Raw genomic sequence first — 6,402 nt, forward strand, 5'->3', positions numbered from 1 at the left:
GATGCTGCAAATCTCGCATCTTTCCGCCGACTACGGCGGCAAACCAGCGCTGGCGGATATCAACCTGACGCTGGACAGCGGCGAACTGCTGGTGGTCCTCGGCCCCTCCGGCTGCGGGAAAACCACGCTGCTGAATCTGATTGCCGGATTCGTGCCTTATCAGCACGGCAGCATCACCCTTGAAGGCCAGCGGGTACAAGGGCCGGGCGCCGAGCGCGGCGTGGTGTTTCAGCATGAAGGGCTGCTGCCGTGGCGCAACGTACAGGATAACGTCGCGCTCGGGCTACAACTGGCCGGGGTCGACAAAACACAACGCCAGGGGATCGCCGCGCAGATGCTGAAAAAGGTCGGCCTCGAAGGGGCGGAAAAGCGCTTTATCTGGCAGCTCTCAGGCGGTCAGCGCCAGCGGGTGGGCATTGCCCGTGCGCTGGCTGCAAATCCGCAACTGCTGCTCCTCGATGAACCGTTTGGCGCGCTGGATGCCTTCACGCGCGAACAGATGCAAACTCTGCTGCTTGGTCTCTGGCATGAGACCGGCAAGCAGGTACTGCTGATTACGCATGATATTGAAGAGGCCGTATTTATGGCCACCGAACTGGTGCTGCTTTCGCCGGGGCCGGGCCGGGTACTGGAGCGGCTGCCGCTGAATTTTGGCCGCCGTTTTGTCGCTGGCGAGTCCTGCCGCAGCATTAAATCTGACCCGCAGTTTATCGTACAGCGTGAATATGTCCTGAGTCGGGTATTTGAACAACGGGAGGCCTTCTCATGAGCGTGGTGATCAATGACAAACCACAGCCGCGGAGGCTGAAGTGGCGCTGGCCGCTTTCCCGCCAACTGACGCTGAGTTTCGCCACGCTGGCGTTGCTGCTGGCGATCTGGTGGGGCGTTACCACCCTACAGCTGATTAGCCCGCTGTTTCTTCCACCGCCGCAGCAGGTACTACAGAAACTGATCGTCATTGCCGGTCCACAGGGCTTTATGGATGCCACGCTCTGGCAACATCTGGCGGCGAGCCTGACGCGGATCGCGATCGCTTTGGTCGCGGCAACGATCCTGGGCGTACCGGTCGGGATCGCCATGGGCCTGAGCCCGACGATCCGCGGGATTCTCGATCCGCTGATTGAGCTGTATCGACCGGTGCCGCCGCTGGCCTGGCTGCCGCTGGTGATCATTTGGTTTGGGATTGGCGAAACGCCAAAAATCTTACTGATTTATCTCGCGATTTTTGCGCCAGTGGTGATGTCGACGCTGGCGGGAGTGAAAAGCGCCCAGCAGGTACGTATTCGCGCTGCGCAGGCGTTAGGCGCCAGTCGGGCGCAGGTGCTGTGGCTGGTGATTTTACCCGGCGCGCTGCCGGAAATTCTCACCGGCCTGCGCATTGGACTTGGCGTGGGTTGGTCAACGCTGGTGGCTGCGGAACTGATTGCCGCCACCCGCGGTTTAGGCTTTATGGTGCAGTCCGCCGGTGAGTTCCTTGCCACCGATGTGGTGTTAGCTGGCATCGCGGTGATTGCCATCATCGCCTTTTTACTGGAACTGGGGCTGCGCGCGTTGCAACGTCGCCTGACGCCCTGGCATGGAGAAGTACAATGAGCGAACGTTTAAGCATTACCCCGCTGGGGCCATATATTGGCGCGCAGGTATCCGGCGTCGACATTACCCGCCCGCTGAGCGACAACCAGTTTGAGCAGTTGTATCATGCGGTGCTGCGCCATCAGGTGGTGTTCCTGCGCGAGCAGAATATCACCCCCGGGCAGCAGCGCGATCTCGCTCTGCGTTTTGGTGACCTGCATATTCATCCTGTCTATCCCCACGCACCTGGCGTGGACGAGATTATCGTTCTTGATACCCACGACGATAATCCGCCGGATAACGATAACTGGCATACCGACGTCACGTTTATTGAGACGCCGCCCGCCGGGGCGATTCTGGCGGCGAAGGAGCTGCCTGCGACCGGCGGCGATACCCTATGGAGCAGCGGCGTTGCGGCCTATGAGGCGCTCTCTGAACCCTTTCGCCAGCTGCTAAGCGGCCTGCGGGCAGAGCATGACTTCCGTAAATCGTTCCAGGAGTATAAATATCGCCATACCGAAGAGGAGCATCAGCGCTGGTTGGAGGCGGTGGCGAAGAACCCGCCGCTGCTACATCCGGTGGTGCGTACTCACCCGGTGACCGGGAAACAGGCGCTGTTTGTCAATGAGGGCTTTACCACCCGCATTGTCGACGTGACGGAGAAAGAGAGCGAAGCGCTACTACGCTTCCTGTTTGCCCACGTCACGAAGCCTGAGTTTCAGGTACGCTGGCGCTGGCAGCCTGACGACGTGGCGATTTGGGATAACCGCGTGACGCAGCATTATGCGAATGCGGATTACCTGCCGCAGCGCAGGATTATGCACCGGGCGACGATTCTGGGGGATAAGCCGTATTACCGGGCGGGGTAATTTTGTAGCCCGGCTAAGGCGCAACGCGCCGCAAGCCGGGAAATCACGCGCTCTAAATGCGTGCCGATAGCGAGTAGCCCAAACAGGCGCAACGCACCGCCTCCGGGAAGAGGCTTTTATTATGCCGATTTTTGCGCGTCTAAATGCGCACCAATATAGCGCTGATACCGGTTCGCTTTCAGATAGGTCAAATCCACCAGCACCAGGCCATCGACGCAATTGTTGAAATCCGGGTCGCTGCCGAAGTCGATAAACTGTACGCCGCCTGGTTCGCAGACCTCAGAATATTGCTTATACAACGGCGGAATGGCGCAGCCAAGGTTGCCCAGCAGCGACTTCAGTCGCGTCAGATCCTCGTTATAATCTTCGCCGCCAAACTGTGCCAGCACGTCGGGCAGTGAGGCAGGATAAGGGCGACGGGATTCCGCCAGCGGATGCGTGGCCGGGAACCACAGACGATAGAAGGCCACCAGCAGATCGCGAGCGGCAGGCGGCAGGCCACCGGAAATGGAGACCGGGCCGAACAGATAGCGGTAGTGCGGGTAGCGCGCCAGCCAGGCCCCGATACCGCACCACAGATAATCCAGACCGCGACGTCCCCAGTAGCGTGGTTGAATAAAGCTCCGACCCAGTTCAATCCCGTGGCTGAGGATATCCTGCATCCGCGTGTCGTAGTGAAACAGGCTGTAGCTATAGATCCCTTCCAGGCCGCGTTTTTCCAGCTGCATGGCGGTAGGCATAAAGCGATAGGCGCCAACGATTTCCAGGTCCTCTTCATCCCACAGAATCAGGTGCAGGTAATCGTCATCATACCCGTCGATGTCGCGGCGTTTGCCGCTACCTTCACCGACCGCGCGAAAGGCAATCTCGCGCAGTCGACCCAGCTCGCGCAGCAGCGGCGCATCTTCCTGACCGCAGCGCTGCCACAGGTAGATGATTTTGCCATCTGCCGTGCGCCCCAGCACTTCTGTCTTACTCAGCTCACGTTTCAGCAGAGCACGATCTTCGGGACGGGCAATAGCGCTTTCGGTTTTGAAGAGCCCCGGAAGCCCCTTTCCCAGTTGCTCCAGGTGACGGTAGCAGCGCTCGGTCAGCTCGCGAGAAGAACTCTGAGGGTTGAACCAGCTTGACCAGGCAATCTGCTGACCAATATTGACTGGCAGACTGCTGTTGCGGCGGCGGAACATTTGCTGCATCAGCAACAGCAGCGGCAAGTTGTCGGAGACCAGAGTGCTGGCGTAAAACAGCGCGCTGTTGTGCGCCCGGATCCATACCGGGAGCAGCGGTGCGCGGTATTTGGTCGCCAGTTTGATAAAGCCAGAGTGCCATTTTTTATCGCGGATCCCCTGGCTCGTCAGGCGTGACACCTCCCCTGCCGGGAAAAAGATCAGCACGCCGCCGTTCTGCAACTGGCGATCCATTTGCTGAAGCGCCGCTTTGGCGGTACGGCCATTAATGTTATCGACCGGAATAAACAGCGAGCTCAGCGGCTCAAGGTGAGTCAGCATACGGTTGGTGACCACTTTGACATCGCGGCGCACGCGGGAAACGGCATAGAGTAGCGCCAGGCCGTCAAGCGTGCCGGTGGGGTGATTAGCGACGATCACCAGCGGACCGTGTTCAGGGATTTGTTCCAGATCGTGCGTCGGAATGGCGCAGCGGATATTGAGATGTTCGAGCACTTGCTCGACCGTATCAAGCCCTTTCAGGTGGCGATGGCGAGCGGCAAATTGTTGAAACTCTTCCTCATGAAGTAATTTTTTGAGTATTTTTTTTTGCCAGGGTGAAGGCCTCGCCTGAGGCCACAGGTCGTCGAGTACATTGTCGAGACTAAACATAGTGCTTCCTCCTCCGTCCTGCCCAGACAGTAGAAGGCGCAGATGTCGCTCAGATTACAGTTAAGTGAAGATTTGGGATTGGCGCGAGTTCATTTCCCCGGGTGACGCCTGACTCGGGCTACCGGAGCAGATTGTCGCCCCGGTAAGCGCAGCGCGACCGGGGGTCATGACAGGAATTAACGCAGGATTTTCTTTTCGGCCAGATCGAGGGCGAAGTAGCTGAAGATCAGATCGGCGCCGGCGCGCTTAATGGCACCCAGGCTTTCCAGCACCACTTTTTCTTCGTCGATAGCGCCGGCCTGGGCGGCAAACTTGATCATCGCGTATTCGCCGCTGACCTGATAAGCACCGAGAGGCAGATCGCTGCGCTCGCGGATATCGCGCAGAATATCAAGATAGGCACCGGCCGGTTTGACCATCAGGCAATCTGCGCCCTGGGCTTCATCCAGCAGAGATTCGCGAATCGCTTCACGGCGGTTCATTGGGCTCATCTGATAGGTTTTACGATCGCCTTTTAGCGCGGTACCGGCCGCTTCGCGGAACGGGCCATAAAATGAAGAGGCAAACTTGGTGGAGTAGGACATGATGGCCGTTCGGGTAAAACCGGCGGCGTCCAGCGCCTGGCGAATCGCTTGCACCTGACCATCCATTGCTGCGGAGGGCGCAATAAAATCGGCGCCTGCGGCAGCGGCAACCACCGCCTGTTTGCCCAGGTTCACCAGGGTAGCGTCGTTGTCGACGCCGTGGTCGCACAATACACCGCAGTGGCCATGCGAGGTGTATTCACAGAAGCAGGTATCGGACATGACAATCATCTCCGGTACTGCGTCCTTACTGATGCGTGACATACGCGCCACCAGGCCGTTCTCATTCCAGGCATCGCTGCCGGTGGCGTCGGTGTGGTGCGAAATACCGAAGGTCATCACCGAGCGGATTCCGGCGTTAGCGATACGCTCGATTTCACGTGCCAGGTACTTCTCCGGAATGCGCATCACGCCAGGCATGGCCTCAATGGCTTTGTAATCGTCGATTTCTTCTTCAACAAAGATCGGCAACACCAGGTCATTCAAACTCAGTGTTGTCTCTTCAAACATGGCGCGCAGCGCAGCGGATTGACGCAAACGGCGAGGGCGAGTGATTAAATCTGTCATGGTTTGCCTGATTTTGTGAAATGAAAGTGGGCAGTATACCTGAATTTGCGTACGGGGGTTTTACGAAAGTGGCTCAAAAGCTGCCCACACAGGAGGAGATGATAATGAGAGTGTGAATCTAATGCGTGTGATTGAGTTAAATATATTTGCAGATGATATTTTTATTTTTTGTATATATTAAATGTTGATGGGTTTATTGATTTTTGAAAGTAAGTTGAATTTTTTGTTGTTTATTTATTGGGTTTTTGTTTTTAGATTTAAGTATTCATTTACTGTATGGTATGTATAACCCTCGTTAATTAACTGAAATTCTTTATTTCCTTTTTTAAATTATCGGCTTGTATCATGAAGTCATTGTCCGGTTTCGGACTTTAGGTGAAGAATAATTGAACCTTTATCTGGTGATACTGCATAATCGTTGTCGCGAAGCATAATAATATTCTTCTATGCATTAATAATTGATGGATCAACGATATTACGTCCCCGAGGAGGGATGACAAATGCACCCTTGGAAAAAGAAATTTGTAGTTTCACAATTAGCATTAGCCTGCACCTTGGCAGTCACCTCTCAGGCAAGTGCTTCTACTGATATTTCTGGAACCACCTACACAACATTTAAACATTATAATGACTCAGCCTATGCTGACGGCGTTTACTATAAAGGCTATGTCGGTTGGAATAATTACGCGACGGGTAGTATTTATAACGGTGATATTTATCCGGTAATTAATAAAGCTGTCGTCAATGGTGTGATCTCTACTTACTATCTTGATGATGGGCTCTCGACCAACACCAATAGCAATAGTCTGACCATTAAAGACAGCACAATTCATGGGATGATCACTTCTGAGTGCATGACTACCGATTGTGTGGCTCGCGATGCTACCGGTTATGTTTATGATCGTCTGGCGCTGACCGTTGATAACTCAACCATTGATGATAACTATGAGCATTATACCTATAACGGTACGC

Annotated in this window: 5 protein-coding genes and 1 pseudogene; 4 read left to right on the top strand and 2 right to left on the bottom strand. The window is 55.4% G+C overall.

From position 1 onward, the window contains the following. Position 1 precedes the first annotated feature (1 nt). From tauB to tauD, 3 genes are read left to right on the top strand one after another with little or no spacing between them, the layout of a single operon-like run. Positions 2 to 769, top strand: a complete 768-nt coding sequence (gene tauB, locus ACZAHD_RS11405) for a taurine ABC transporter ATP-binding subunit (RefSeq protein WP_462456867.1) — start codon at positions 2 to 4, stop codon at positions 767 to 769. Then, positions 766 to 1,593: a taurine ABC transporter permease TauC gene (gene tauC / locus ACZAHD_RS11410; RefSeq protein WP_462456868.1), complete on the top strand. Its 828-nt coding sequence runs from the start codon at positions 766 to 768 to the stop codon at positions 1,591 to 1,593. The genes tauB and tauC overlap by 4 nt, the downstream gene beginning before the upstream one ends. After that, positions 1,590 to 2,441, top strand: coding sequence for a taurine dioxygenase (gene tauD, locus ACZAHD_RS11415; protein WP_462456869.1), 852 nt, complete (start codon positions 1,590 to 1,592; stop codon positions 2,439 to 2,441). Before tauC ends, tauD begins: the two co-directional genes overlap by 4 nt. A gap of 119 nt (positions 2,442 to 2,560) precedes the next feature. On the opposite strand, the gene olsF is transcribed toward tauD, so the two are convergent. Further along, positions 2,561 to 4,279: a bifunctional ornithine lipid synthase OlsF gene (gene olsF, locus ACZAHD_RS11420; protein ID WP_462456870.1), complete on the bottom strand. Its 1,719-nt coding sequence runs from the start codon at positions 4,277 to 4,279 to the stop codon at positions 2,561 to 2,563. A 176-nt stretch (positions 4,280 to 4,455) separates the two neighbouring features. After that, entirely contained in the window at positions 4,456 to 5,430 is a 975-nt protein-coding gene (gene hemB, locus ACZAHD_RS11425) for a porphobilinogen synthase (protein WP_004858446.1), read from the bottom strand. A 500-nt stretch (positions 5,431 to 5,930) separates the two neighbouring features. Here hemB and ACZAHD_RS11430 point away from each other — a divergent pair. Further along, a pseudogene (locus ACZAHD_RS11430) lies at positions 5,931 to 6,402 on the top strand (autotransporter outer membrane beta-barrel domain-containing protein); the annotation flags it as partial.

This window comes from Raoultella sp. (assembly GCF_039594335.1).
Classification (GTDB): Bacteria; Pseudomonadota; Gammaproteobacteria; order Enterobacterales; family Enterobacteriaceae; genus Klebsiella.

Bases quoted from the DNA above. Each gene is read 5' to 3' on its own strand.
- tauB (WP_462456867.1), top strand. From the start codon at position 2: ATGCTGCAAATCTCGCATCTTTCCGCCGACTACGGCGGCAAACCAGCG.
- tauC (WP_462456868.1), top strand. From the start codon at position 766: ATGAGCGTGGTGATCAATGACAAACCACAGCCGCGGAGGCTGAAGTGG.
- tauD (WP_462456869.1), top strand. From the start codon at position 1,590: ATGAGCGAACGTTTAAGCATTACCCCGCTGGGGCCATATATTGGCGCG.
- olsF (WP_462456870.1), bottom strand. From the start codon at position 4,279: ATGTTTAGTCTCGACAATGTACTCGACGACCTGTGGCCTCAGGCGAGG.
- hemB (WP_004858446.1), bottom strand. From the start codon at position 5,430: ATGACAGATTTAATCACTCGCCCTCGCCGTTTGCGTCAATCCGCTGCG.